Source organism: Phenylobacterium sp., assembly GCF_030697305.1.
In the GTDB taxonomy this organism is placed as follows: Bacteria; Pseudomonadota; Alphaproteobacteria; order Caulobacterales; family Caulobacteraceae; genus Phenylobacterium.
This window is the reverse complement of record NZ_JAUYQL010000061.1, coordinates 22,430-48,378: the sequence shown is the minus strand read 5'-3', so window position 1 is coordinate 48,378 and position 25,949 is coordinate 22,430. Positions and strand designations below refer to the sequence as shown.

At 68.1% G+C, this 25,949-nt stretch carries 25 protein-coding genes and 1 tRNA gene; 15 read left to right on the top strand and 11 right to left on the bottom strand.

The features are described from left to right. Positions 1–19: 19 nt before the first annotated feature. Entirely contained in the window at positions 20–1,852 is a 1,833-nt protein-coding gene (gene typA, locus Q8R27_RS07075; protein WP_305698347.1) for a translational GTPase TypA, read from the bottom strand. 388 nt (positions 1,853–2,240) lie between these two features. Beyond that, a complete protein-coding gene (locus tag Q8R27_RS07070) occupies positions 2,241–3,149 on the bottom strand; it encodes an N-formylglutamate amidohydrolase (protein ID WP_305698346.1) in 909 nt (302 codons plus the stop codon). Between the two features lie 115 nt (positions 3,150–3,264). Between Q8R27_RS07070 and Q8R27_RS07065 the strand changes: the two genes are divergently transcribed. The 3 genes from Q8R27_RS07065 to Q8R27_RS07055 all read left to right on the top strand — a co-directional run bounded on the left by Q8R27_RS07065 (position 3,265) and on the right by Q8R27_RS07055 (position 4,406). After that, a complete protein-coding gene (locus tag Q8R27_RS07065) occupies positions 3,265–3,621 on the top strand; it encodes a response regulator transcription factor (protein ID WP_305597367.1) in 357 nt (118 codons plus the stop codon). Positions 3,622–3,710: 89 nt separating this feature from the next. Next, positions 3,711–3,785 (top strand) — tRNA-Val (locus Q8R27_RS07060). A gap of 150 nt (positions 3,786–3,935) precedes the next feature. After that, entirely contained in the window at positions 3,936–4,406 is a 471-nt protein-coding gene (locus tag Q8R27_RS07055; protein WP_305698345.1) for a hypothetical protein, read from the top strand. A gap of 17 nt (positions 4,407–4,423) precedes the next feature. Here Q8R27_RS07055 and Q8R27_RS07050 read toward each other — a convergent pair whose 3' ends face one another. The 4 genes from Q8R27_RS07050 to motA form a co-directional block, all read right to left on the bottom strand. Beyond that, a complete protein-coding gene (locus Q8R27_RS07050) occupies positions 4,424–5,623 on the bottom strand; it encodes a low temperature requirement protein A (protein ID WP_305698344.1) in 1,200 nt (399 codons plus the stop codon). 373 nt (positions 5,624–5,996) lie between these two features. Further along, positions 5,997–7,799, bottom strand: coding sequence for a tRNA (5-methylaminomethyl-2-thiouridine)(34)-methyltransferase MnmD (mnmD, locus tag Q8R27_RS07045; protein WP_305698343.1), 1,803 nt, complete (start codon positions 7,797–7,799; stop codon positions 5,997–5,999). Between the two features lie 97 nt (positions 7,800–7,896). Continuing rightward, positions 7,897–8,205 (bottom strand): hypothetical protein, encoded by a 309-nt coding sequence (locus Q8R27_RS07040; protein WP_305698342.1) that lies wholly within the window; start codon positions 8,203–8,205, stop codon positions 7,897–7,899. A 231-nt stretch (positions 8,206–8,436) separates the two neighbouring features. Further along, the gene (motA, locus tag Q8R27_RS07035) at positions 8,437–9,306 is read right to left on the bottom strand and encodes a flagellar motor stator protein MotA (protein WP_305595775.1); all 870 of its coding nucleotides are present in this window, start codon (positions 9,304–9,306) and stop codon (positions 8,437–8,439) included. A gap of 131 nt (positions 9,307–9,437) precedes the next feature. On the opposite strand from motA, the gene Q8R27_RS07030 reads away from it, so the two are divergent. Continuing rightward, complete coding sequence (locus Q8R27_RS07030) at positions 9,438–10,739, top strand: MFS transporter (protein ID WP_305698341.1); 1,302 nt, start codon at positions 9,438–9,440, stop codon at positions 10,737–10,739. A gap of 1 nt (position 10,740) precedes the next feature. Here Q8R27_RS07030 and Q8R27_RS07025 read toward each other — a convergent pair whose 3' ends face one another. Continuing rightward, positions 10,741–12,021, bottom strand: a complete 1,281-nt coding sequence (locus tag Q8R27_RS07025) for a lytic murein transglycosylase (protein ID WP_305698340.1) — start codon at positions 12,019–12,021, stop codon at positions 10,741–10,743. Positions 12,022–12,176: 155 nt separating this feature from the next. On the opposite strand from Q8R27_RS07025, the gene ykgO reads away from it, so the two are divergent. Further along, on the top strand, positions 12,177–12,302 hold the full coding sequence (gene ykgO / locus Q8R27_RS07020; RefSeq protein WP_305594663.1) for a type B 50S ribosomal protein L36: 126 nt from the start codon (positions 12,177–12,179) through the stop codon (positions 12,300–12,302). Between the two features lie 192 nt (positions 12,303–12,494). Here ykgO and folE read toward each other — a convergent pair whose 3' ends face one another. Further along, a complete protein-coding gene (gene folE / locus Q8R27_RS07015) occupies positions 12,495–13,076 on the bottom strand; it encodes a GTP cyclohydrolase I FolE (protein WP_305594662.1) in 582 nt (193 codons plus the stop codon). 133 nt (positions 13,077–13,209) lie between these two features. Between folE and Q8R27_RS07010 the strand changes: the two genes are divergently transcribed. Next, positions 13,210–13,476: a DUF2312 domain-containing protein gene (locus Q8R27_RS07010; RefSeq protein WP_305594661.1), complete on the top strand. Its 267-nt coding sequence runs from the start codon at positions 13,210–13,212 to the stop codon at positions 13,474–13,476. Further along, the gene (locus tag Q8R27_RS07005; RefSeq protein ID WP_305698339.1) at positions 13,473–13,775 is read left to right on the top strand and encodes a hypothetical protein; all 303 of its coding nucleotides are present in this window, start codon (positions 13,473–13,475) and stop codon (positions 13,773–13,775) included. Before Q8R27_RS07010 ends, Q8R27_RS07005 begins: the two co-directional genes overlap by 4 nt. A gap of 126 nt (positions 13,776–13,901) precedes the next feature. Here Q8R27_RS07005 and Q8R27_RS07000 read toward each other — a convergent pair whose 3' ends face one another. Both Q8R27_RS07000 and Q8R27_RS06995 read right to left on the bottom strand, forming a co-directional pair. After that, positions 13,902–15,404 (bottom strand): sigma-54 dependent transcriptional regulator, encoded by a 1,503-nt coding sequence (locus Q8R27_RS07000; protein ID WP_305698338.1) that lies wholly within the window; start codon positions 15,402–15,404, stop codon positions 13,902–13,904. 212 nt (positions 15,405–15,616) lie between these two features. Continuing rightward, entirely contained in the window at positions 15,617–16,741 is a 1,125-nt protein-coding gene (locus tag Q8R27_RS06995; protein WP_305698337.1) for a hypothetical protein, read from the bottom strand. Between the two features lie 204 nt (positions 16,742–16,945). On the opposite strand from Q8R27_RS06995, the gene Q8R27_RS06990 reads away from it, so the two are divergent. The 8 genes from Q8R27_RS06990 (at position 16,946) to Q8R27_RS06955 (ending at position 25,294) form a co-directional block, all read left to right on the top strand. Next, positions 16,946–18,736: a M3 family oligoendopeptidase gene (locus Q8R27_RS06990; RefSeq protein WP_305698336.1), complete on the top strand. Its 1,791-nt coding sequence runs from the start codon at positions 16,946–16,948 to the stop codon at positions 18,734–18,736. 57 nt (positions 18,737–18,793) lie between these two features. Continuing rightward, on the top strand, positions 18,794–19,837 hold the full coding sequence (locus Q8R27_RS06985) for an alpha/beta fold hydrolase (protein ID WP_305698335.1): 1,044 nt from the start codon (positions 18,794–18,796) through the stop codon (positions 19,835–19,837). 60 nt (positions 19,838–19,897) lie between these two features. After that, positions 19,898–20,137, top strand: a complete 240-nt coding sequence (locus Q8R27_RS06980) for an aa3-type cytochrome c oxidase subunit IV (protein ID WP_305698334.1) — start codon at positions 19,898–19,900, stop codon at positions 20,135–20,137. Between the two features lie 88 nt (positions 20,138–20,225). Continuing rightward, positions 20,226–21,356: a Re/Si-specific NAD(P)(+) transhydrogenase subunit alpha gene (locus Q8R27_RS06975; RefSeq protein ID WP_305698333.1), complete on the top strand. Its 1,131-nt coding sequence runs from the start codon at positions 20,226–20,228 to the stop codon at positions 21,354–21,356. A 34-nt stretch (positions 21,357–21,390) separates the two neighbouring features. After that, positions 21,391–21,705, top strand: a complete 315-nt coding sequence (locus tag Q8R27_RS06970; protein ID WP_305698332.1) for a proton-translocating transhydrogenase family protein — start codon at positions 21,391–21,393, stop codon at positions 21,703–21,705. A gap of 8 nt (positions 21,706–21,713) precedes the next feature. Further along, positions 21,714–23,132 (top strand): NAD(P)(+) transhydrogenase (Re/Si-specific) subunit beta, encoded by a 1,419-nt coding sequence (locus tag Q8R27_RS06965; protein WP_305698331.1) that lies wholly within the window; start codon positions 21,714–21,716, stop codon positions 23,130–23,132. 266 nt (positions 23,133–23,398) lie between these two features. Continuing rightward, the gene (locus Q8R27_RS06960; RefSeq protein ID WP_305698330.1) at positions 23,399–24,370 is read left to right on the top strand and encodes a M23 family metallopeptidase; all 972 of its coding nucleotides are present in this window, start codon (positions 23,399–23,401) and stop codon (positions 24,368–24,370) included. A gap of 51 nt (positions 24,371–24,421) precedes the next feature. Further along, positions 24,422–25,294, top strand: a complete 873-nt coding sequence (locus tag Q8R27_RS06955; RefSeq protein ID WP_305698329.1) for an alpha/beta fold hydrolase — start codon at positions 24,422–24,424, stop codon at positions 25,292–25,294. 3 nt (positions 25,295–25,297) lie between these two features. On the opposite strand, the gene Q8R27_RS06950 is transcribed toward Q8R27_RS06955, so the two are convergent. Then, positions 25,298–25,921, bottom strand: coding sequence for an HAD family hydrolase (locus tag Q8R27_RS06950; RefSeq protein WP_305698328.1), 624 nt, complete (start codon positions 25,919–25,921; stop codon positions 25,298–25,300). Positions 25,922–25,949: the final 28 nt, after the last annotated feature.

Here is a 25,949-nt window from a genome sequence, read left to right as displayed (position 1 = left end):
CGCTAGGCTTCCCGGACCCTTAGGCTTCGCGGACGCGCTTCTTGCGGAAGCTCGGGTTCAGCACCTGCTTGCGCAGGCGGATCGCCTTCGGCGTCACCTCGACCAGTTCATCTTCCTCGATGTAGGCGATGGCCTGTTCGAGCGTCAGACGCCGCGGCGGAGTGAGGCGGATCGCCTCGTCCTTGCCGGAAGCGCGCACGTTGGTGAGCTGCTTGGCCTTCATCGGATTGACGTCGAGGTCGTCGGGCCGGGAATTCTCGCCGATGATCATGCCCTGGTAGGCCTTCTCGCCGCCGCCCACGAACATCGTACCGCGCTCTTCCAGGTTCCACAGCGCATAGGACGCTGTCTCCCCATCGGAGTTCGACACCAGCACGCCGTTGCGGCGGCCTTCAATAGCGCCCTTGTACGGCTCGTAGTGGGAAAACACCCGATTCAGCACGCCGGATCCACGGGTGTCGGTGAGAAATTCGCCCTGGTAGCCGATCAGCGACCGCGACGGCGACTGGAACGACAAACGGGTCTTGCCCGCGCCGGACGGCCCCATGTCCTTCAACTCGGCCTTGCGGGCCGACAGCTTCTCGATGACCACGCCGGAGTAGTCGTCGTCGACGTCGATGACCACGTCCTCGATCGGCTCCAGCCGCGCGCCGGTGTCCGGGTCGGTCTGGAACACCACCCGCGGTCGGCTGATCGACACTTCGAAGCCTTCGCGGCGCATGGTCTCGATCAGCACGCCGAGCTGCAGTTCGCCGCGGCCGGAAACTTCATAGGCGTCCTTTTCCGCGGTCTCGGCGACGCGCACGGCGACGTTCGACTCGGCTTCGCGCAACAGGCGTTCGCGGATCACCCGGCTCTGCACCTTGTCGCCGTCGCGCCCGGCCAGCGGGCTGTCGTTGACCGATACGGTGATGGCGATGGTTGGCGGATCGATCGGCTGAGCCGGCAGGGCTTCGGTGACCTCCGGTGCGGCCAGGGTGTCGGCGACGGTGGCCTTCGACAGGCCGGCGATGGCGACGATGTCGCCGGCTTCGGCCACTTCCACCGGCTGGCGGCGCAGGCCGCGGAAAGCGAGGATCTTGGTGATCCGGCCTCGTTCGATTTCAACGCCGTCAGGGCCCATGGCCTTGATCGCCAGGCCGGGCGTCGCGCGGCCCGACTCGACGCGTCCGGTCAGCAGCCGGCCCAGGAACGGGTCGCTCTCGATCAACACCGACAGCAGTTGGAAGGGCGCATCGACCAGAGCCTCGGCCTTGGGGGCCGGCACGTGCTCGACGATCTTCTCGAAGATCACCGACAGGTCCTTCTGTTCGTCGCCCATGGCGGCGACTGCCCAGCCCTGCTTGCCGCTGGCGTAGAGGTGGGGGAAATCCAGTTGGTCGTCGGTGGCGCCGATGTTGGCGAACAGGTCGAAGACGTCGTTGACCACGCGGTCGGGATCGGCGTGCGGCCGGTCGACCTTGTTCAGCACCACGATCGGGCGCAGGCCCAGCTTCAGCGCCTTGCCGAGCACGAACTTGGTCTGAGGCATGACGCCTTCCTCGGCGTCGACCAGCAGCAGGCAGCCGTCGACCATTCCCAGGATGCGTTCCACCTCGCCGCCGAAGTCGGCGTGGCCGGGGGTGTCGATGATGTTGATCCGGGTCTCGCCGGTCGCGCCCTTCCAAAGCACTGAGGTCGCCTTGGCGAGGATGGTGATGCCGCGCTCGCGCTCCTGGTCGTTGGAGTCCATGGCCCGTTCGACGGTCGCCTCATTGGCGCGGAACAGACCCGACTGGGCGAGCAGTTGGTCGACGAGCGTGGTTTTGCCGTGGTCGACGTGGGCGATGATAGCGATGTTGCGGAGCGACATGGTGCGACTTCGGAAGGGGGGCGACTTCAAGGGGTCGGGAGGGGCGGCTTGTAGGCGACGCGAGTGCGGTTCGCCAGGGGTCATGGCGACTCATGATGAAGGCGAGTCGCCGGGTTCCGAGGCCATGAATTGTGCGGCGCAGCACGCGGCGCCGCGTCGCTATAACCCCCAACGATTTGAAAATGAACCAAAAACGATGATTCAGGCGCGAAAAGTGAGGTTGCTCTCAGAATTTCTCTTGGTGTTTTGTGCAGCGCACTCTATAAATGAGCTTGTGAGGCGTCCCTGACGTCTCTGCCCTTCCTGGGCGTTTCCTCCCTAATGAACTGCCGCGCCTTCGGGCGCGGCTTTTTTTTGGTCTGCAGGGTAGCGCGGGCCGTCCAGCGGCTCAGATGGCGCGCAACGCGCTCCAGTCGGCGAGCGCCAGCCGCTGGGTCAGCCGCTCCAGATGGCCCTTCAGGCGGCTGAAATCGGCGGTCTGCGCGAGGTTCGCCTCGTCGAGGTAAAGCGCGCGATTGATCTCGATCTGCAGCGCATGCACGCGGCCGGCGGGGCGGCCGTAATGTTCGGTGGTGTAGCCTCCGGCGTAGGGCGTGTTGCGCGCCACCCGGTAGCCCAGATCCTGCAGCTCGCGCTCGACCCGCGCGGGCAAAAGGTGCGAGCAGGCGGCGCCGAAGCGGTCTCCCAAAACCATGTCGCTGGGCCGCCCTCCGCCAGGGGACCTCGCCGCGGCGGCCGGCATCGAATGCCAGTCCACCAGGATCGCGAAGCCATGCTCGGCCTGGGCCTCCGCCAGCAGGCCGCTCAGCGCGGCGTGATAGGGGCGGTGGGTCGTTTCAATGCGGCGGCTGGCCTCGGCGAAGGTCAATTTGCGCGCATAGATCTCTTGGCCTTCCGAAACCACGCGGGCGATCGCGCCCAGGCCCGCGGCGACGCGGGCGGTGCGCGCACGAGCGAATTCCGGCAGCTCGTCGGCGAACATGGTGGCGTCCAGCTCGAACGGCTCGCGGTTGACGTCGATATAGGCCCTGGCGAGCTTGGCCGCGATCACCGCCGCGCCCAGCGCCGGCGTCTCTGCGACCAGGGCGTCGACGAACGCATCTTCCGAACGGCGGATCGCGAGCGCGTCCAGCGCGGCGGCGGCCATCATGTCCTGGGGATAGCAGCGTCCGGAGTGGGGCGACGCGTAGACCAGCGGCGTCGGCGGGGGTTTGCCGGCGGGCGCGGCGCGCTGCACCTCGAAGGCCGCAGGCGCGACCTGGGGATGTTCGGCGGCCAGCGCCGGCGGGGGATTCATTGCGTCGTATTGAACGCCGCGCCGTCACCATGGTCAAAGGGTTCATCGCGAGTTTACATGTGCCCGCCTAATCTGCCCGCGAAACACCCCCCGACGCCCGACTGCACGAGCGCCCATGCCCCGCATACTCCTGGCCGAAGATGACGACTCGCTGCGCGGCTTCCTCGCGCGTGCGCTCGAACGCGCCGGCTATGAGGTGTTGGCCTGCGCCGACGGCGACACCGCGGCGGCCGCCCTGGACGAGGTCTGGGACCTGTTGCTGACCGATATCGTCATGCCGGGCCTGGACGGTATCGAGGTCGCGCGCCAGGCCGCCGCCCGCCATCCGGGCCTGAGGATCATGTTCATCACCGGCTTCGCCGCCGTGGCCCTGGCCGCCGGCGACGCGGCCCCCGCCGGCGCCAAGGTGTTGTCCAAGCCCATCCACCTGCGCGAGATCGTCGCCGAGGTGGAGCGGATGATGGCCGCCTGACTTTCGCAGGCCCAGGCCGTCGGTCCGGGTTGCGCGCCCAGCGCCGCGCCGGTATATCCCCGCCTTCGCGCTCCCCGAGGGGAGCCGGCGGACGCGTAGCTCAGCGGGAGAGCACTACGTTGACATCGTAGGGGTCACAGGTTCAATCCCTGTCGCGTCCACCATTCTTCTCATAGCGCTAAGTCGGTACTTGCGCCCGCCAGAGGCGCTCAAGGCGCGTGCGCCGACGTCATATCGTCGTGGCTGGCGTTGACGCGCATTGACTCGGATGTTCTAATTTTGTTCACGTTCGGAAGTCGCTTCCGGAGGTGCAGTTGGTTCATCGAACGTACCTCGGCCTTGGCCTCGAAGCCGCCGCCGTCCGCGAATTCGACGCCCTCGCGCCGTATGTGACCCAGATGCTGGCGATGCGGGACGAATGCGCGCCGGAAGGTTCCGACTATCTGGCGATGGAGATCGCGCTCAATGGGCTGGAGACCACGGCCTACCACTTCACCCGCCGGCGTAACTTCTATCACGTGCTCGGCGAAGGGCGGCCGCACCACGGCGACGGCAATGGTCGGCTGGGTGATCTCGCGGAGGCCGTCGCGGCCTTCAACGCGCTGGGACCGTACGTCGACAGGCTGAAGGCGATGCAGTTCAAATGCCGCCCCTTCGGTCTCGACTATCTGGCCATCGATATCGCCAAGCGGAGCGTGGAGACGGCGGCATTCCACTTCACCAGGGTCGATGCGTTCTACGCGGCGCGCGGCGACTCGTCGGGCCCTGTCGGTCCGAGGTTGTGACGCCTGGCGGGGCGCGGTCAGGCCTGAGTGACGGGGGCCTTGTGCGGCAGGGCCGGTCCGCCTTCTCGCAGGCGGATGACGCTTTCCCAGGCGCCCACGACCACCAGCGCCCCGCAGGCCGCCGCGGCCAGGGCGAGTGTCGCGGGGCCCGTCGCCGCGAATGGGACGAGTAGGGCCAGCAGGCCCAGGCCGACCAGACGGGGCGTCGCCCAGACGCGGAATACGCTGGCCTTGAACAGCAACGTCCCCAGCAGGAACAGCGCCGGCCCGCCCAGCAGCACCGCCGACACGGCGGGTGAGGCTGCGGCCATGGGATGGGCCAGGGACAGTTCGTCGCCAGCCGCCGCGACGATGATTCCGGCGACGATCGGGATGTGGATGTAGGTGTAGGCCAGCCGCGCGATCCTGCCCGGATCGTCCGACGACGCGATGGCGTGGCTGGCCGCCTCGGCGTGGGCGCTGAAATAGATCCACCACATCGCCAGCGTGCCGATGAACGCCACGAAGAAGGCGGCGACGATCTCGGGCGTCCAGTCGACCCCGGCGAAGGTCGCGCCGGTCACCAGCACGGATTCGCCCAGGGCGATGATCACGAACAGGCCGCACCGCTCGGCGATGTGCGCCCCCTCGACATTCCAGTCATGGGTGGGCGTGCGCCCAAGTCCCGGGATCCAGTAGGCGGCGGCCGGTCCCAGGCATTCGATGCCCAAGGCGGCGATCCACCAGGCCATCCGCAGGTCGGGCGCGGCGAAGGCACCGGCGATCCACAGCGCCGCCGATGCGCTGAGCCAGGCCACGATGCGCTGGAAGTTGTGGGTCAAGGTCGCGTACCCGCGGGCGGCGTACAGCACGAACAGGCTGCGGCCGATCTGGATGGTCACATAGGCCAGCGCGAAGGACCGCGCGTGTCCGCTGAAAGCTGACGGCAGCGAGGTCGACAGCACCAAGCCCACGCCCATCAGCGCGAACAACATCAGCCGCACGCTGGGGTGTTCAGGGTCCAGCCAGTTGGTGACCCAGGTGGTGTAGACCCACGCCCACCACACGGCGAGCAGCAGCACGCCTGCCTGCAGGACGCCGGTCCAGGTAAGGTGCGCCAGCAGGGTGTGGGATAGCTGGGTGATCGCGAACACGAACACCAGGTCGAAGAACAGCTCGACGAACGACACTCGGGCATGGGCGCCCGCCTGACGTTTACGCAGCAACCCGTGGCTCATCTTCGGCTGGCCTCCTGGCGGCGGCGTCGAGACTTAACGGGAAATCAACGGCGCGTCACCGCGGGGGCGATTTTACCTGTCGTTAGTGTCGCAGGGTGATGTTACGTAAAGTGACCATTGTGAGTAGATCATAAACAGACATTTGGTGGCGCCATGTTTCGGGTAGATCAGCGATTTGTCGGTCAGGGGCTGTGGAACACCTCCGCGCTCCCGATGAGCCTGCAGGCGGCTATGGGCTTGGCCAAGAACAGAAGTCAGAGCCAATTCGCCGACGACGTGCGGATCGTGCCATCGGAAATCCGCGCCATCGATCTACGCGTGTAACATTCTGGATCGCAGGACTTCCGCGGGCATGTAACTATAGGTGGTGACGTTAGGGTCGGCCACGTCGCGCGGCGCGGGCTTCGAACCGCGCCGGATCGACCAGCGCGGCCAGGTCGCCCGGCAGGGGGCTGGGCGCGCCCAGCGCCAGCGCCGCCACCTGTTCCGCAAGCAGCGGCGCCAAGGTGAAGCCGCGGGAGCCAAGTCCCGAAAGCAGGAACAATCCCGCCTGACCCGCGGAGCCAGCCAGCGGCAGGCGGTCGGGCGTCACCGCGCGCAACGCCGCACGCCCTTGCAGGCGAGAACCCGCCAGGCGTTGCGCAAGCGCGGGCAGGGTCGAAGCCAGGGTCTCCAGATTGCGGCGATGATCGGCGTCGCGCACGTCGAGGCCCGTGTCGCCCTTGTCGTGGGTGGCCCCGAACAACACGCCGTCAGCGGTGGGCGCCGCATAGCCGCCCCAGGCGGCCGCCTGCACCACGGGGACGTCCAGCGCCGCCCAACTCGCCTGGCCGCGGACGCTGGACAGCGCTGCGCCGGCGACCAGATCGCCACTCTGCGCGCCGGCCGCGACGATCACCGCGTCAGCCTCGCCGACGGCTTCGCCGTCGGATCCCAGCAGCCGCCATCCACCAGCCGTGGTCTCCAGACGCGCCACCTGCACGCGGCTCTGACCGCCGATCCAGGCGGAGAGCACGGCGGCGGGCGCAATCGTCAGCGCGGTCTCCATGGCCAGGGCGGCGGGCGCCGCTTCGCCCAGGCGCTGGCTGACCGCGTCAGGCTCGAGCAGATCGAGGTCGCCTGCCTCGAACAAGTCGCTGGCGGCGATGGTCGCAAACCGTCCGGGGTCGCGCTCGCCTACGGCTAGCTGCAGAACGCCCCGCGCCACCACCGCGCCGGGCGTCTCTTCGTAGAGCTGGGCGGCGCGCGCGAAGGCCTGGGCGAACAGTCGGGCGGGAGGACCGAGGCCAGCGTCGAGCCTCGGCGTCGCCAGCGCCACGGGGTTGCCGGAGGCGCCGGCGCCTGGAGCATGCGCTTCGTAAACCACCGCCTCGCCGCCCAGGACGCGGACGGCGCGCGCCGCCGCCGCGCCTGCGACGCCCGCGCCGATGATCGCCACGCGGTGGGATGGGCTGGTCGTCGCAGCGCCTTGCGGCTCGAACCAAGCTTCGAGGCGCTCTCGTTTGCGGCCATAGCCCGGCTGTTTGGCGATCGTGAAGCCCGCTTGCGCCAGGCCGCGCCGCACAGCGCCGGCCACGGTGAACGTTGCGGCCCGCGCGCCAGGCGCCGATCGCGCGGCGACCAGGTCCAGCACCTCCTGGCGCCACATCGCCGGGTTCAGCGCCGGCGAGAAGCCGTCGAGGAACCAGGCGTCGGCGCGCCCTGACCACTGGCCAAGCGCTTGGGCGACATCAAGCACGGCGACGTCGACGATCGCGTCGAACGCGGGCAGCTCCAGGCGGTGGAAGCCCGCGGCGAGGCCAGGCCACTGATCCAGCAGCGCCTGCGCGGCGTCAGCCAGCTCGGGCCAGGCGGCGAGAGCGCGGACGGCGTCGGCGCGACTAAGCGGGTGCGCCTCGACGCTGAACACATGGAGGCGGGCGCCCGGCGGCCGATGCGCGCGCCACAAGTCCAGGAGGGCTGCGATGTTCAGGCCAGTCCCGAAACCCAGTTCGGCGACGACGAAGCGGTCGCGCCCGGCCCAGGCCTGCGGCAGGCCACAGCCCTGGAGGAACACCGCGCGGCTCTCGGCCAGGCCGTCGGCGGTGGAGAAATAGATATCGCCATAGAAGCGCGACCGCGGTCCGTCTTCGGTCCAGATCAGCGGGTCGGCGTCGGCGGCCAGGGGAGGGATCATGTCCGAGAGTGGGCGCGCCATAGGTCAGCGGGCAAAGGAAAAGGGCCGCCCCCGGAGGGACGGCCCTTTAGACTTCAACGTGTCTGGTGAGACGCGCTTAGTGCTTTTCAGCCGGGGCCGCGGGAGCGGCCGGAGCCATCGCGTCGGCCTTGGGGGCTTCAGCGGCCGACATCGCGTCGGCAGCCGGAGCAGCGGCGGCAGCGTCGGTCGCGGCCTTGCTGGCGTCAGCGGCGGCGGCGTCGGCGGTCGCAGCCGCGTCGGTCGCGGTGGCGGCGGCGTCGGTCGCGGTCGCGGCCGAATCCGAAGCTTCAGCGGCCTTTTCAGCGGGCTTGTTGCAGGCGGCGACGGAGAGCGCGGCGACGGCAGCGCCGGCCACGAGAAGCTTGCGAAGGATTGCGGAGGTCATAGTCCCTGTCCCCTTAGACGAAGGTGGTGATACGCCTCGTCCCGGTGTCCCGCGACGGCGTTCGGAAATGACCGAAACGACGCAGTTGGACCCCATGAGGCGCAGCAGGAATATGCAGGGGTTTAGCGCGAGAGCAAGACTTTAATTCACGCGCTCGTGATCACTTTTTTCACCATTCACCATACGAGGTGTCTGACGAATGCCGAACGATGCGTCCTGCGAGGCTCTAGATCATGCTTCGTTGGGGATGGCCGACAGCGCTTCCTCGAGCTCGAGGAAGCTGGGTTGAGCGCCTGACGGGACGCTGCCGCGGCCGATTTCCACCGAGATCTGCGCGGCGTTGCCATGCAGGTGGGCGACCAGCACCGACTGGATGATGCGGTAGAAAGCGCCATCCTCTTCGATGACGTTCTTCAGCCGCGTGGCCATCGGGCCGACCAGGCCGTAGGCGAGGAACACGCCCAGGAAGGTGCCGACCAGTGCGCCGCCGATCATCTCGCCCAGCACTTCCGGCGGCTCGGTGATCGCGCCCATGGTCTTGATGACCCCCAGCACGGCGGCGACGATGCCCAGCGCAGGCAGGGCGTCGGCGAGATTGGTCAGGGCGTCGGCCGGGGCCAGGCCTTCGTGGTGGTGCTTCTCGAGTTGCTTCTCCATGGCGTCCTCGACCTGGTGGGGATCTTCCAGGTTCATGGTCATCATCCGCAGGGTGTCGCAGATGAAGTCCACGGCGAAGTGGTCCTTCAGGATCTTCGGGAAGCGCGAGAAGATCGTGCTCTCCTTCGGATTCTCGATGTGGCTTTCCAGAGCGATGACGCCCTTGGATTTCATCGTCTTGGTCAGCAAGAACAGCAGCGACAACAGGTCGCGGTAGTCGGACGCCTTCCATTTCGGGCCGGCGAACACCTTGGCCAGGCCGCCGCCGGTGGCTTTGATTACCGGCAGGGAGTTGGAAATCAGGAAGGCCGCAACGCCTGCGCCGCCGATCGCCATCATCTCGTGCGGCGTGGCGTGCAGGATGACGCCCATATTGCCGCCGGAGATAATGAAACTGCCGAAGACGAGCCCGAACAGCAGCACGACGCCGATGATCTGAAACATGAAACTGCCGGCCCCTGAGATGTAGCGGCCACCATCGCCGTTAATGTTTAATGGCGGGTTCCCGGGGCTTGGCGCGCACACGCTCGCCGCACGGTTTGCATGCCGCAGCGGCAAGGCCTAAGCGGTGCCGAATGCTGGACCAGGTCTACCCACCGACGCTTTCCCGCCGCGCATTTGCGATCCTGTTCGCCAGCTCGCTGATCATGGCGATCGCCAATACCGGACTGATGTCGCTGCTGCCGGTGATCGGCCGCTCGCTGGCCATTCCCGACACGATGGTGACGAGCGTCTTCGTGTTCTCGGCCTTGATGTGGGCGGCCTTCACGCCGTTCTGGACCAAGGCGGCCGATCGCATGGACCGCAAGACCCTGATCATGATCAGCCTGACGGGTATTGTGTTCGCAAAGCTGCTGATGGGGCTCGTGGTCACAGCGGGCCTCCTGCACATGGCGTCGCCGATGGTGATCCTCGCCCTGCTGGTCGTCTCGCGGGGTTGCTTCGGCGCCCTGGGATCGGCCTCGACGCCCGCGACCCAGGCGATCATCGGAGAAGGCACGCGGCCAGAGGACCGGACACAGGCGATGGCCAATCTCGCCGGGGCGTTCGGACTGGGGACTGTGGTGGGGCCGTTCTTCGCGCCGCTGTTCGTCCTGCCGATCGTCGGCCTCGCCGGCCCGCTCTATGTCTTCTCCCTCATGGGCGTCGCGGCCCTGGTGGTCACCTGGCGCTATCTCGGAAAATCGCTTCCGCCTCCGCTGCCGGTCAGGACGGCCGACGGAGAGCCGCAGAAGCGGGTGCGAATCTGGCGTGATCCGCGGGTGACCCCATTCCTCTGGTACAGCCTGCTGACCGCGGCCTGCCAGAGTTCGATCGGCCTTACCCTCGGCTTCCTGGTGATCGACAAGCTGGCCATCGAGCCGGTGGCCTCGCAGGGCTTCATCGCGCTCGCGATGATGTTCGGCGCGCTCTCCGGGCTGCTGGGTCAGTGGGGGTTGATCCGGATGTTCCAGATGACCCCGCGCCACCTGCTTCGCTGGGGCGTGGCGCTGGCGGCGCTAGGCAACCTGATCGTCGCCGTAGCCCCCAACTACTGGTCCGTAGTGGTCGGCTTTGCGGTCGCCTGTCTCGGATTCGCCTTCGCCCGCCCGGGCGCCGCTGCGGGCTCGTCCCTGGCGGTGGAGTTGCACGAACAGGCCCGTGTCGGCGGTGCGTTCTCCATCGTTGGCGTGATGACCATGACTGTCGCGCCGGTCTATGTGATGCTCTACGAGCGCGTCCATTGGGCGCCGTTCGCGGTCAACGTGGTGATGATGCTGGGCCTGCTGGTCTACGCCTACACCAACACGCAGCTTCGCAACGCCGACCCAAAGCCGACCAGCCGCCTGGAGACGGTGCTGGCCACGGTGGAGCGCAACGATTCCGGCGGAGTCTAGCTCAGGGCGCGGCGGTGCGCAGGCGGCGCACCATGTCCAGCGACAGGTAGCCGTCGGCGGTCAGGCCCTGGCTCTTCTGCCAGGCGCGAAGCTGGGCGCGGGTGTTGAGGCCGACCACCCCGTCCGGCGCTCCGGGGTCGAAGCCCAGTTTCGCCAGCGCCTGCTGGGCGGCGATGCGGTCGGCGATCCCCAACGGCGTCTCCACCGGCCAAGCCCGCGTCAGCGGCCCGCCGCCGCCGAATCGGTCGGCCAGTAAACCAATCCCCAGCGCGTAGGCGGCGGAGTTGTTGTATTTGCGGATCGCGAAGTGGTTGGGGAACAGCAGGAATAGCGGCCCACCGGCGCCGCTGGGCGCCAGCAGCTGGGCCGGGGTGTTCTGGTCGGCGGCCGGCCACGGCAATCCATCTGCGCGCCGCGCGCCCTGTTGCTCCCACCACGCCGGTGTCTCGCGCGGACCTTCTGTCAGCCCGTAGTCGAACCCGTCGCGCGCCACGACCTCCCGCGCCCAGGTCTGGCCGCGGATCCAGCCCCCGCTGGCGAGCAGATTGGCGGCGGAGGCCAGGGCGTCGGCGCTGGAGCCCCAGATGTCGCGTCGCCCGTCGCCATCGCCGTCGACGGCGTTGCTTAGGAAACTGCTGGGGATGAACTGGGTTTGGCCCATCGCGCCGGCCCACGAGCCGCGCAGCCGCGAACGCGGGAACTCGCCCGAGGCGATGATCCGCAGCGCCGCGATCAACTGGTCCTCGGCGAAGGTCCGCCTGCGGCCGTCGGCGGCCAGCGTGGCCATGGAACGCACGACGTCGAAGTCGCCCTGGATGGCGCCGAAGCCCGATTCCATGGCCCACACCGCGATCAGGATGTCGCGGGGCACGCCGAACCGCTGCTCCAGGCCCGGCAGGAAGGCGAGCTCAGCGCGGCGACGGCGCCCGATGGCGATGCGGTCGTCGCTGATCACGCCTTTGATGTAGTCGCCCACCGGCTTTGAGAACTCCGGCTGGCGGCCGTCCAGGGAGGAGACCTTGTCGTCCGGTGTCAGGCCGACCAGTTCGCGGTCGACGACAGCCGCGGGAAGGCCGGCGGCGATCGCGCGTTCCCGGAACTGGCCGCGCCATACGTCGAAGCTCAAGCCGCCGGCGGGCGGCGGCGCGCTTGGCGGCGGGGCCGGCGCAGGCGTCGGCGCAGGCGGCCGGGGCGTAGGCGTCGGCGTGACAGGGACGGGCCCTTGCGCCGAGGGTCCGGTGCAGCCGGCCAGCAGTAGAACGAGAAATACGCGACGATCCATGAACCGAACCTAGTGGCGGCGGCGGGTTGGAACCCTATCACAACCCCGCGACGGTCGGGCGCCGTTGACTTGGGTCCAGCCTGCCCGTATATGCCCGCCCTCTTGGATCGGCGCCCGCAAAGGCGGCCGGCTCGCGCGTGAGAAGTTTGAAGGTCATGAAGGTCAGAAGCTCGCTCAAAACCCTCAAGACGCGTCACCGCGACTGCAAGCTCGTGCGCCGCAAGGGTCGGATGTACGTGATCAACAAGACGAACCCGCGCTTCAAGGCCCGCCAGGGCTGAGTTCGGCCGGTGGTTCGCGCGATCGCGGCGCGACGGTCTAAAATCCACATCCAGACCCGGTCATCCCCGCGAAAGCGGGGACAGAAGGTTTTTGTGTCTGACCAGCTCTGAAGGGTCCAGGCGGCTCGGGCTCAGAAACGAGAAACGCCTGGGTCCCCGCGTTCGCGGGGATGACCGGTGTGTCGGGCCCGCCTACACTTTCACGAAATCCAGGAATTCCTGGCGCGTCCTTGGGTCGTCGCGGACCACGCCCAGCAGGCGGCTGGTGGTCAGGCTGGAGCCTGGGGTGTTCACCCCGCGCATGGTCATGCAGCTATGTTCGGAACGGATCACCACGCCGACCCCCTTGGGGTGCAGGATGTCCTGGATCGCCTGGGCGATCTCCGCGGTGAGCTTTTCCTGGATCTGCAGGCGCCGCGCGAAGCCGTGGACCACGCGGGCGAGCTTCGAAATGCCCACGACCCGCTGGTCGGGCAGGTAGCCGACGTGGGCGCGGCCGAGGAACGGCAGCATGTGGTGTTCGCAAAAGCTGACGACCGGGATGTCGCGCAGCACGACCAGTTCGTCGTAGCCCGCGACCTCGTCGAAGGTGCGCTCCAGATACTCCCGGGGATCGGCCTCGTAGCCGGCGAACAGCTCACGATAGGACCGCGCCACACGGGCCGGGGTGTCCAGCAGCCCTTCGCGGTTGGGATCGTCTCCCGCCCATTCGATCAGGGTGCGCACCGCGGCCTCGGCGTCGGCCTGGGTAGGGGCGTGATGGTCGTCGGGCATGGTCTGCGCACTCCGCGTCGATCCGTCTCAACGGCGTGCGGCGGCCAAGGTTCAGCCGGGCGATGACATCGCCTTCGAGGCTCGCTAGGGTCCGCGCCTTTCCGCATCCCCCGACTCGAGAGAGGCTTTCCCCATGGCTGACGACAGCTCCCACGTCGACGTGCTCAACGCCACGGCCCAGGGCCAGTTGAAGAGCATCATCGAGCGCGTAGAGCGCCTTGAGGTCGAGAAGGGCGAGATCGCCGAGCAGATCAAGGAAGTGTTCGCCGAGGCCAAGGGCAACGGCTTCGACGTCAAGATCATCCGCAAGGTTGTGCGCATCCGCAAACAGGACCGCGCCAAGCGTCAGGAGGAAGAGGCGATCCTCGACCTCTATCTGTCGGCGATCGGGGAAATTTGAAGCGCCAGCCGCCAGATCGAAAGGCCCAGGCCAAGCGGGCCGCGCTGAATGCGCTCAAGCGCACGCGGCGACTCGCCGATCGCGCCGGCGTCAAGCTGTCGGACTGGGAAGGCGAATTCCTGGGGTCCGTCGAGGAGCGGCTGAAGACCTTCGGCCGCGCCTTCGGCGACCCTGAGAAGGGCGGCGCCGGCGAGGCGTTGTCGGTGATGCAGCACGTCAAGCTCAAGGAAATCGCCGGCAAGGCCAAGGGCGACAAGCCGGCCCGCCGGCCCTTTCGCCGCAAGGATCGCGGCGGGTAGATTCCAATCCTCCGCTCATCCCGACGAAAGTCGGGACCCAAGCGGACTATCCGCGCGCAAACCCCTATTCCGCTTGGGCCCCGGCTTTCGCCGGGGTGAGCGGTGTTTACGGGCGGGTGAGCGGGGTCACGCGACCGCGGCGGCGGGATCTTCGCCTTCGTCCTCGCCGTTGCTCTTCAGCACATCGTCGAGGCCCTGTTCGCGCACCTTGCGATAGAGCGTCGAGCGGCCGATGCCGAGGCGGCGAGCGACCTCGCTCATGTGACCGGCGTAGATCTCGATGGCGAGCTGGATCAGGTCACGCTCTATCTCCTCGAGCGTGCGCAGGTGTCCGCGCCCGTCGAGGATGCGCACCGGCGCGTCGCGGGCCATCTCGGCCAGCAGCTCGCTTGATGTCGGTGGCGGGGTGAACGCGGGCTTGCCGCGGTCAGCTTCCAGTTCCGGCGGCGGCGCGGCGATCCCGGAGATCGACGGGAAGTCGTGCGGCTGCAGGTAGGGCGCGTCGGCCAGCACGATGGCGCGATACACCGCGTTCTCCAGCTGGCGCACGTTGCCGGGCCAGTCGAAGCCGGTAAGGCAGGCCACCGTCTCGGGAGAGGCGCCGACCACGGTCTTGCCTTCCTCGACGTTGAAGCGGCGCACGAAGGCGTCGACCAGGGCCGGGATATCCTCGCGACGCTCACGCAGCGCAGGCGCGTCGATGGGGAAGACGTTCAGGCGGTAGAACAGGTCTTCGCGGAAACGGCCTTCCTGGATCGCCTGGGTGAGGTCGCGGTTGGTCGCCGAGACGATGCGGACGTCGACCTTGACCGAGCGCTTGGCGCCGACCGGATCGATCTCGCTCTCCTGCAGGGCGCGCAGCAGCTTGACCTGGATGTCCAGCGGCAGCTCGCCGACCTCGTCGAGGAACAGAGTGCCGCCGTTGGCTTCCTGGAACTTGCCCAGATGCTTGTCGGTGGCGCCGGTGAAGCTGCCCTTCTCGTGGCCGAACAGGATCGACTCGACCAGGTTCTCGGGGATCGCGCCGCAGTTGACCGCGACGAACGGCTTGCCGGCGCGTTCCGACGAGCCGTGGACGGCGCGCGCGATGACTTCCTTGCCGACGCCGCTTTCGCCGGTGATCAGGATGGGGATCGACGACTTCGCCGCCCGCTCGCCCAGCCGCTTGACCATCTGCATCGGCGCCGAGGCGCCGATCAGGTCGTCGAAGGTGGTGCGCCCTGTCTTGTGCTTCTTCAGCCGGTCGACCTCGCCCTTCAGGGCGCCCATCGACAAGGCGTTGCGGATCGACACCAGGATGCGCTCGGGCGAGGCCGGCTTGACGAAGAAGTCGTTGGCCCCGGCCTGCATGGCCGCCACCACGACCTCGACGCCGCCCTTGGCGGTGACGACGATCACCGGCTGGGTGTGGCCGCGCGTGCGCAGCTCCTTCAGCGTGTCCTGGCCAGAGAGACCGGGCATCACCAGGTCCAGAAGGATGATGTCGGCCGCGCCGCCGGCGGCCAGGCGGTTCATCGCCTGGTCGCCGTCCTCGGCATGGGCGACAGCGAAGCCCTCGCGCTCCAGCACCGCCTGGAACAGCCTGCGTTGAGTCGGATCGTCGTCTACGACGAGCACCGTCTTGGTCATTTGAATACACCCACCGGACTGGACGCTCGTCTCATTGGACGGGCTCCTTATGTCGCGGATTGATACAGGGCCTGGGTAAAGGCGGGGTTTCGCAGACCTTTGTCACGGGTTAACGCCGCCCCCTCGTCCGGCTGCCCGGAGCCCCCCGGTTCAGCTTTGAGGTATAACGATCCGCGTTCGCGGATTCCCTCAGGGGGCGAGCGACTTTTAGGTCAGGCTGCGGACTTGGCCAGCGGAGCGTCGGAGAACGCCAGGCTGCCCTCGAAGTCGTTGAAGATGTCGAGCAGTTCGTCAGGCGTCACCACCGGCATCTTCCCGTCCGGGAACCGATATTTCCAGAAGCTGACGATGTGGTTCAGCGCGCCCAGTCGCTCGCCCAGCGCATTGAACATCGACGGCGCGCTGAGCAGGAATTCGCGGAACGCCTGCGGCTGGCCGTCCACCAGGCTGTCGAAGGCGTCGTCATAGACCTTGAGCGAGGCGGTGGCCGAATTGCACAGTTCCTTGAGCTGGTCGGCCAGCAGGCCGCGCGTGCGCTCCAGATAGCTTCGCGTTTCCAGGCTGCTGTCGCCGCGCGGACGGATGGTGGCCACGGCCTCGGCGACCCGCTTCGCGGCCGGCAGCGCGTCGTGCAGGGTCCACTTGTAGTAAAGGAAGCCCTTCCAGCAGAAGACGCCGTCCTGATACTCGTCGCGCTCCAGCCGCAGCGTCAGGCGCAGGGGCTCGGTCTCGGCGTCGACGGTGATCGACAGGATCTTCTCCACCAGGCGGGCGCCCGCCTTGTGGTTGTCGCTGGATGAGCCGGCGAAGCACAGGTCGACGAGCTTGCGGATCTCGCGCTCGACGAAGCTGATCATCCGCTGCATGTCGGCGTCCGACACCTCGAAATAGCAGCGCGCCGGCGCGCGGCCCTCACTCCTCAGGCGTTCGCGCAGGAGAAATGGATCCAGCGAAGGCAGGCTGTCGAGGATCTCCAGCATCTCGCGGTCGGCGAGGTTCTGACCCCAGCTTTCGCCGAACGCGGCGTGCATCACCTGTTCGAAGTTCGATTGGCCGACGAAGATCGTCCGGCCGCCAAAGCGCAGGTCGTTGACGTCGATCGGCACGATGATCTTGGTGGCCAGCCGGCGGCGGTCGGGGAACAGTTCGGCTTCGTCGCGGCGCACGCGGTGCTTCAGCACGATCGACTTGTTCAGCGTCTCGTTCTCAAAGAACGGCGATGCCGAATGGTCCGGATTGCGGCGGTTGAGGCGGTCGATGCGCAGCAGGTTCAGCACGCGGGCGGTGGACGCGGTCTCCTGCAGCCGTTCAAGACTGCGAACGGTTTTCTGGTCCATCGGATACGCCCGTGTGATGTTCTGGAACTGTCGTTCCTGATACCGAAGCCGCGTTACCGGGGCGTTGATATGGTCAAGCTTGCGGAGGCGTCGCGCAGCGGATCTGCGGCGACGCCTGACCGAAACCAGCCAGTTGCTCGAATCCTATCAACTAAGACGTCGTTGGCGGTGGAGATGCACGGCGTCTGGGGCTAAATCGCGCCCATGAACGCGCCCCTGAAGACCGAAAACCTGCCGGAATGGCGGCTCGACGACCTCTACGCCGGCCGTGACGACCCGCGGATCGAGGCAGACCTCGCCGCGGCCAAGGCGGACAACGACGCGCTCGCCGCCATGGAAGGCCAGTTCGAGGCCGCGCGTGCCCACCCTGCGAAGCTGGGCGCGCTGCTGGACCGCGGGCTCGAGCTCTACGAGGGCGCGGTCAACAAGCTCTGGTCGACCGGCGCCTACGCCTCGCTGTCGTCTTCGGTGGCGCGCGACGACCCGGCCTGGGCGAAGTTTGAAGGCGACTTGCGCGCGCGCTCGGCCCAGATCGCCGCCGACAGCCTGTTCTTCACCTTGGAGATCAACCGGCTGGAGGACGCCGAGCTGGAAGCGGCGCTGGTCGCCCATCCACCCGCCGCGCGCTGGCGGCCGTGGATCCGGCGGGTGCGTCTGGGCCGGCCGCACGAACTGTCTCCCGATCTGGAGCGGATGCTAATCGACCGGGGTCCGGCGGCCGCCAACTGGTCGCGGCTGTTCGACGAGACCCTGGCCCGCCTGGTCGCCAACGTCGGCCGCGACCGGCTGACCCTGCCCGCGGCGCTGAACCGCCTGTCGGATCCCGACATGCGCCGTCGCCGCCAGGCCGCCACGGGTCTCGCCAAGGCGCTGGCCGAGCGGACGTCGACGATCGCGCTCAGCTTCAACACCTTGGCGTTCGAGAAGCAGATCGAGGACCGCTGGCGTAAATACCCTTCGCCGGCGGCGGCGCGGCACATCGCCAACGAGGTCGACGCCGACGCAGTCGAGGCGCTGGAATCGGCCGTCGTCGACTCCTACGCCTCGGTCAGCCACCGCTACTATGCGCTGAAGGCCCGGCGCATGGGGCGGCGCACACTCGACTACTGGGACCGCAACGCGCCCCTCAGCACCGCCCAGCCCAGGCTCTATGGCTGGGACGAGGCTCGCAGCGTCGTGCTGGACAGCTTTTCCAGCCTCGCGCCGCGGTTCGCCGACGTCGCCGAGACTTTCTTCGCCCAGCCCTGGATCGACGCCAGGCCAAGGCCCGGCAAGCAGTCCGGCGCCTATTCGCATCCGGTGACCGCCGACCGACACCCCTATGTGTTCATGAACTTCATGGGCGAACGGCGCGACGTGCTGACCCTGGCCCATGAGCTGGGCCACGCCGTCCACCAGACGCTCTGCAGTCCGCTTGGCACCTTGCTCGCGGACACGCCTCTGACGCTGGCGGAGACCGCCTCGATCTTCGGCGAGGGCCTGGTGTTCGACCGCCTGCTGGCCGAGGCCAAGGGCGAGGAGCGGCTGGGCCTGCTGGCCGGCAAGATCGAGGACGGTCTGAACACGGTGGTCCGCCAGATCGCCTTCCACCGCTTCGAGAGCCGCTTCCACATCGCCCGCCTCGATGGCGAGCTTTCGCCCGACCAGATCGGTGCGCTGTGGCTGGAGGTGATGGGCGAGAGTCTGGGGCCGGCCGTGCGCCTCAACCGTGGCTACGAGCACTACTGGGCCTATGTCAGCCACTTCGTGCATTCGCCGTTCTACGTCTATGCCTATGCGTTCGGCGATCTGCTGGTGCGCAGCCTGATGGAAAAGCGCCGCGAAGACCCGGTCGCGTTCACACCGCTGTATGAGAGCCTGCTGTCGGCGGGCGGCGCCAAGACCTATGTCGAAGCCCTTGCGCCGTTCGGCTTGAATCCGCGTGAAAAGGCGTTCTGGGCGTCCGGCATGAAGCAACTCGAACGCCTGGTTGATGAGTTCGCAACGCTTGTCTGAGCGTCTGCGCCGCCGTTGCGGCTTGCCAAGCGCGCCTTGGTCCTGGCAGCAACGCGCATGAGCGACGCCCCCAAGTCCGCCGATGAACAGTCTGGCGAGAACTACGACGACCGCCCGGTCCGCGCGGAAGCCGAGTTGCCGCCCGAGGTGCAGGCCCCGCTGGCGATCTTCGCCGGCGCCGAGCCGCCCTCGCCGCAGTGGTTCAAGGATGCTGTGGCCCAGGCTCCGGAGCGGATATTCGTCGAGTCGCTGGGTTCGAAGATCGAGCTGCTCACCTGGGGCGAGATCGGCAAGCCCGGCCTGCTGCTGGCGCACGGCAACAGCGCCCATGCCGGCTGGTGGAGCTTCATCGCGCCGTTCCTGGCCAACGACTATCGCGTCGCCGCCATGTCCCTGGCCGGCATGGGCCAGTCGGACTGGCGCGACCAATACCGCTTCGATGATTTCGCCGCCGATGCGGAGGCGTGCGCGCGGGCGGCCGGGCTCTACGAGTCCGGCGAGAAGCCGATCTACGTCGGCCATTCGTTCGGCGGGATTCTGATATCCCATACCACGGTCACCCATCCGGAGCTGATGCGCGCGGCTGTGCTGGTCGACACGGTGTTCGGCCGTCGCCGGCCGCCCAAGCCCGGCGCAGAGGCCGAGGGTCCACGCATCCTGCCGAGCGCGGACCGCGTGAACCGGGTCTATCCGACCATGGCCGCGGCCCTGGCGCGGTTCCGCCTGATGCCGCCGCAGGTCGCCGGCGAGATCTTCACCGCTGACTTCATCGCCCGCGGATCGCTGAAGGAAGCGCCGCTTCCCGACGGCTCGGGGACCGGCTGGACCTGGCGGTTCGATCCGCAGATGTGGAACAAGATGGATCCCGGCGCCCTGCGCAGGGTGCGCAGCGGCGAGAAGCTCGCGGTCGGCGTGCCGATGGCGCACCTGTACGGCGCGGAGTCGACTTTGCTGGCCAATAGTCTGACGCACGGCGCGTCGCCGCTGCCGGACGACATCATCAAGATCGCCATCCCGGCCGCCAACCATCACGTGATGATCGATCAACCGCTGGCGCTAGTGGCCGCCCTGCGCGCCTTGCTCGCGGTCTGGCCGGCTTGAGCGCTGGCGCACACTCGTGTAGCACCGCCCCGACGCGCTCGAATTTGGGAACACCGACGTATGGCCGAGCAGGCTTCCGACTATCATCACGGCGAGCAGGACATCCATCAGCAGGTGTCGACCTTCCATCTGTTCGTCGGGATGACGAAGTGGGGTTCGCTGTATCTGGCCGCATTGCTGCTGCTGCTGACCATCTGGTTCTGCACCGACGCCGGATTCATCGCTGGCCTGATCACTGCGGTGGTGGTGAGCGCGCTGGGTTTCCTGGTGCTGCGCGACAAGGGCGATAGCGCGCACTGAAAGCGTCGCGCATACGAGAACCTTGGCGACTGGACAGGCTCACGACGCCGTTCATAAGCTTCCGGCGCTGTTGGGAGGATTAGCGGGCATGGCTCTGGTAGCCGTCACCAAGGAACGCCGCGTGGGCGAAACCCGCGTCGCGGCCACGCCGGAGACGACCAAGAAGCTGATCGCCGCCGGGTTCTCGGTGGTCATCGAAGCTGGGGCGGGCGCCGCAGCGTCCTATCCTGACGCCGACTACGCCGAGGCGGGCGCGACGATCGCGCCCAGCGCCGAGGCGGCGCTCAGCGCCGCCGACGTCCTGCTCAAGGTCCGCGCGCCGTCCGACGCTGAGGTTGCGGCGCTGAAGCCGGGCTGCCTGGTGGTCGGCTTGCTCAACCCGCACCAGGAACGCGCCGCGCTCGACGCTATCGCCGCGCGTGGGGCCGCCGCCTTCGCCATGGAATTCGTGCCGCGGATCACGCGCGCCCAGGTGATGGACGCCCTGTCTTCCCAGGCCAACCTCGCCGGCTACCGCGCCGTGATCGAAGGCGCCCAGGCCTATGGCAAGGCCATGCCGATGATGATGACCGCGGCGGGCACCATTGCGCCGGCGCGGGTGTTCGTCATGGGCGCCGGCGTCGCCGGCCTGCAAGCGATCGCCACGGCGCGCCGCATGGGCGCTGTGGTCACCGCCACCGACGTGCGTCCCGCCGCCAAGGAACAGGTCGAGAGCCTCGGCGCCAAGTTCGTCGCCGTCGAGGACGAGGAGTTCAAGCCCGCCGAGACCTCCGCCGGCTACGCCCGCGAGATGAGCGCGGAATATCAGGCCAAGCAGGCGGCCCTGGTCGCCGAGCACATCAAGAAGCAGGACATCGTGGTCACTACCGCGCTGATCCCCGGTCGCCCGGCGCCGCGGCTGGTCTCCGCCGCCCACGTCGCCTCGATGCGTCCGGGCTCGGTGCTGGTCGATCTCGCGGTGGAGCAGGGCGGCAATGTCGAGGGCGTGCGCGCCGACGAGGTCGCCGAGATCGGCGGTGTGAAGCTGGTAGGCTACGCTAATCTGCCCGGCCGCATCGCCGCGGACTCGTCCGCGCTCTACGCCCGCAACCTGCTGGCCTTCGCCGGCTTGCTGCTCGACAAGGACGGGGCCTTCGCGCCCGACTTCGCCGACGAGATCCTGGCCGCCTCGCTGGTCGTGCGCGACGGGTCGATTGTCCACACGGCGCTGCAGTCGTGACCCCCGCGCGCCACCCCACGAGGGAGCTGATCTGATGGAAGTCGTCGATCCCACCGTCTACCGCCTGGCGATCTTCGTGCTGGCGATCTTCGTCGGCTACTATGTGGTGTGGAGCGTCACGCCTGCTCTGCATACGCCGCTGATGGCGGTGACCAACGCGATCTCTTCGGTGATCATCGTCGGCGCCCTGCTGGCCGCCGCCGCGCACGGCGTAGACGGAGAGCTGACCCGCAATGTGCTGATCTCCAAAGGCGCCGGCGCGGTCGCCGCGGGCCTGGCCGCCGTGAACATCTTCGGCGGCTTCCTGGTCACCCAGCGGATGCTGGCCATGTACAAGAAGAAGGGCTGAGCCCCGCCATGAACGCCAACGTCGCGGCTGTCGCCTATGTGATCTCGGGCGTGCTGTTCATCCTGGCCCTGCGGGGTCTGTCCAGCCCGGCGACCAGCCAGGCCGGGAATCGCAACGGCATGATCGGCATGGCCATCGCGGTGGCCACCGCGCTCGCCACCCTGTGGACGCAAGGCGCGCTGGATGCGCTGACGCTGGCGCTGATCGGCGGCGGCGTGGCGATCGGCGGTACGGTCGGCGCGGTGATCGCACGCAAGGTCGCGATGACCTCGATGCCGCAGCTCGTCGCGGCCTTCCATTCCCTGGTCGGTTTGGCCGCGTGCCTCGTGGCGGTGGCCGCCATCCACACGCCTCAGGCTTACGGCATCGCCGGCGCCGACGGCGTCGTCCACATGCAGTCGCTGATCGAGTTGTCGCTGGGCCTGGCCATCGGCGCTGTGACCTTCACCGGCTCGGTGATCGCCTTCGCCAAGCTCAACGGCAACATGTCCGGCGCGCCGATCCTGCTGCCGGCCCGCCACCTGCTGAACGCCGCCATCGCGCTGGGCGTCGTGGCGCTGATCGTCGTGCTGGTTCAAAGCGGCGGTTCGGCGCTGTGGGCGTTCTGGGGGATCTTCGCCCTGGCGCTGGTGATCGGCGTCACCCTGATCATCCCGATCGGCGGCGCCGACATGCCCGTGGTCGTCTCGATGCTGAACAGCTATTCGGGCTGGGCGGCGGCGGCGCTGGGCTTCACCCTGGAGAACACTACCCTGATCATCACCGGGGCGCTGGTCGGCTCCTCCGGCGCGATCCTGTCGTACATCATGTGCAAGGGGATGAACCGCAGCTTCGTCTCGGTGATCCTGGGCGGCTTCGGCGGCGAGGACGCGGCGGCCGCGTCCGGCGGCCGGATAGAGACCCGCCCGGTCAAGCACGGCAGCGCCGACGATGCCGCCTTCATCATGAAGAACGCCTCCAAGGTGATCATCGTCCCCGGCTACGGCATGGCCGTGGCCCAGGCCCAGCACGCGCTGCGCGAGATGTGCGACCGGCTGAAGGAAGAGGGCGTGGAGGTGAAGTACGCCATCCACCCCGTGGCGGGACGCATGCCCGGCCACATGAACGTGCTGCTGGCCGAGGCCAACGTCCCTTATGATGAGGTGTTCGAGCTGGAGGACATCAACTCCGAGTTCGCCACCGCCGACGTCGCCTTCGTCATCGGCGCAAACGACGTGACCAACCCAGCGGCCAAGACCGACCCGACCTCGGCGATCTATGGCATGCCGATCCTGGACGTGGAAAAGGCCCGCACCGTGCTGTTCGTCAAACGCGGCATGGGCTCCGGCTACGCCGGCGTCGAGAACGAACTTTTCTTCCGCGACAACACCATGATGCTGTTCGCAGACGCCAAGAAAATGGTCGAAGGCATCCTCAAGGGTCTTTGAGTTCAGCGCTCCCGTCGCCAACAAGGCGGCGCTTATTCTCAGTATAACGACACAGATGACCTGCGACCGCTGGTCGCGCCGGGGTGTCGCATGGGCGGGCCGGCCCCTACCTGTGGCTTGAGCGGCCGGATGCAGAATCCGCTTGCCTCGCTTTCGCCCAGAATGTCTATCACTTAACCCGGCGTTAATTTCCCACCACGGTCGCGTTCGTCGTATTGACCTCACCAGGCCATCGCGAAGCGTGACTGTACTCGGAGAAGCTCTGTTTGACTGAAACGGCAACGGCTCTACCCGCGCGCGGCCATTCCTGGCGCCTGGACGCCCTCGTCGGCGCGGCGGCGGCCCTGGTCGCGCTCAGCGCCGCCCACGCGGGCCTTCCCGACACCGCTACGCCTATGGTGCGGCCGGCGCCGGCGCACGTCGCCGCGGCCCCCGTCATCGTCGCGCCAGAGCCGGTGAGCCTGATCGCCTTCTCCGAACCTGTTCCTGGCCGCGCGATCAACTCGCCGTTCGGCCTGCGCAAGCTGCCTTGGGAAGAAGGCGGCCGGCTGCACGAGGGCGTCGACATCGCCGCCGAGCCTGGCGAAGCCGTGATGGCCGCGGCCGATGGCGTGGTGACCCGCGCCGGCTCCGACGGCGGCTACGGCCGCTTCGTGGAGGTCCGTCACGCTGAGGGCCTGACCACCCTCTACGCCCATCTAGGCGCCATCGACGCCGCCGCCATCCCGGGCACGGCGGTCAAGTCCGGCGTGCGCATCGGCGCGATCGGCAACAGCGGTTCGTCCACCGGCCCGCACCTGCATTTCGAGCTGCGCGACGCCCGCGACCGACCGCTCAACCCGACCCTGTTCCTGGACCGCAGCTTCGCCACCGCCGACGACCTGCCGTTGGCCCACGCCGCGCGGATTCCTCGCGGCGTCCGCATCGCCTACGTCTCCCACATTCCGCAAGCCAAGCGCGAGCTGATGGAAGACCGTGAGCAGGCCAAGCTGGAGGCCGCGGAAGCCAAGAAAGCCAAGGCGGCCGGCGTCGTTGAGTTCACCGCCGGTGAGCGCGCCCGTGGCCGCATCGATGTCGTCAGCGCCCAATTCACCCCCCTGCAGGAACGCAAGGCGCTGGTCGCCAAGGTCGCGGCGGCTCAGCATGCCGAGATCGCCGCCGAGGCCCAGCAGGCCGCCGAGCCCGCATCGGCGATCGTCCCGATAGCGCTGAACGCGCCGCTGAAAATCACGCCGTAGAATCGGGCGCCGCGTCTCGACGCCGGGGACCCCGCTTCCTAGATAAAGCCCATGGCGCAGGCAGCTCGCGGCTTTCACCCGCCCCGCGGTGAGATGATCGACCTGGGCGGGCGGCGCATGCGGCTCGTGCGCGAGGGCGCGGCGTCCACACATCCCACGATCCTCTGCGAGGCGGGCTCCTTCGGCTCAGCCTCCGACTGGGCCGTGGTCCAGGAGATGCTGGCCGCGGATGGCTTGCGCAGCCTCGCCTACGATCGCGCCGGTCTGGGATATTCGGACCCTGGCCCCATCCCGCGCCACGGCCGCGCCATCGTCGAGGATCTCGAGCGCCTGTTGGAGCAGGCCGGCGAGCCCGGACCGTTCGTGCTGGTTGGCCATTCCATGGCGGGGTTGTGGGTCCGGCTGTTCGCCGTGCGCAACCCCGACAAGGTCGCGGGACTGGTGCTGGTCGACGCGGCTACCGCCGAGACTATCGAGGCGCCGATGATCCGCCACGCGGTGGAGCGCTATGCGCGCGCCAGCCTGTGGTGGAGCCGTGGCGCGGGCCTGGGCCTCGCCCGCCCCGTGGCCGCCCTCTACGGCGATAACATGGAGCTAGCCGGCGCGGCGGCGGCGGAGAAACGCCGGATCTTCGGCATGCCGCATCATCACCGCGCCGCCGCCGACGAGGTCGCCCACTGGGGCGAGGCTTCCGAACAGGCGCGCGCCGCCGGCGCCTATCGCGCGGAATGGCCGGTGGCGGTGATCACCGCCGGCGTCGCGGCGCGGATGAACGGATTGAAGCAGGTGCAGTCGGAACCGGCGCACGCCTCGCTGCGCGGCCACGTCGAGCACGTCGCCGGAGCCAACCACGCCAACCTGCTGGGCCGCCGCTTCGCCGACCGCATCATCGCCGGCGTTCGCCACGTGCTGGCGATCGGCTGAGGCTCAGTCCAGCAGGGCCGGGAGTTCGCTCAGGCTGGTCAGCACGCCATGAGCCCGCGCCGCCTCGGGCTGTTCGGCGTGCAGCACGCCCCACGGCCCGCGGCGGATCAAATAGGCCCGCATGCCGGCGCCCAGCGCAGGGAGCACGTCGTTGTCCAACCGGTCCCCGACATAGGCGATCTCGTTGGGCGCCAGGCTGGCGAGTTCGGCGACCTTGGCGAAGAACGCGAGCGACGGCTTTTCGACGCCCCAGGCGGCTGAGGTGGCCACATGGTCGGCGGGGACGCCGCAGGCGATCAGCGCCGCCTCGGCTTCCGCCGGCTGGTTGCCTGCGACGCCCACCGCCAGGCCGCGCACGCGCAAGGCCGCCAGCGTCGGGAGGGCATCGGGATAGAAGTCGCCCGGCCGGATGGAATATGGGGGTCGCGGGCCGCCTCGCGCCGCCGCAAACTCAGGGGCGAAGTGCTCGAACACGGTGCGGTGGTGCTGACCGCGGGCGATCACCGCGCCTAGCACGCCGAAGAAGGTGAGCCTGGGAACGCTCAGCCAGTCCGCCAGCTCGCCCCAATGCCGTGTCTCGTCGATCAGCGTCTCGCCCACATCGAAGAACACCGCCCGGATCGCCATCGTCGCCTCCCGCATGTCCATCCAATGG